At 66.6% G+C, this 470-nt stretch carries 1 pseudogene; it reads right to left on the bottom strand.

The window, feature by feature from the left end:
* Positions 1-458: pseudogene (locus EN935_RS39990) on the bottom strand (leucine zipper domain-containing protein); the annotation flags it as partial.
* Positions 459-470: the final 12 nt, after the last annotated feature.

Genomic DNA, 470 nt, shown 5'->3' with positions numbered 1-470 from the left:
GCGATGGCCGACTTGGTTGAAGCGGCCAAGCTTCTTGATGTCGATATGGATCATCTCGCCGGGATGCTCACGCTCGTCGCGCCGGATCGGTTCGGCCGGCTCGATGTCGCTCAGCCGCGACAGTCCGGCACGCTTGAGAACCCGGCTGACGGTGGCGGGCGAGACGCCAACCTCCATGGCGATGTGCTTGCCGGTCAGCCGCTGGCGGCGCAAGGCGACGATGCGCTCGGCCACGGCGTGCTCGGTCATACCCGGCATGACGTTTGGGCCGCGACGAGCGGTCAGCCATGCCCGCCTGGCCCTCGGCCTTGTAGCGCTCGGCCCAGCGCGCCACGATCTTGGCCGACACGCCATACGTGCGAGCCGCATGGGCTTTGGGAAAAAGCCCCTTCTATCACCGCCAGCGCCATCTCCTCTCGACGCAGCGGCGTGAGACGGGCATTCTTGTGGATGTTCATTCGGACCCTCCG

Source organism: Mesorhizobium sp. M7D.F.Ca.US.004.03.1.1, assembly GCF_003998635.1.
GTDB lineage: Bacteria > Pseudomonadota > Alphaproteobacteria > Rhizobiales > Rhizobiaceae > Mesorhizobium > Mesorhizobium loti.
The sequence above is the reverse complement of the archived record's forward strand: the minus strand, read 5'-3'. Positions and strand labels throughout refer to the sequence as shown.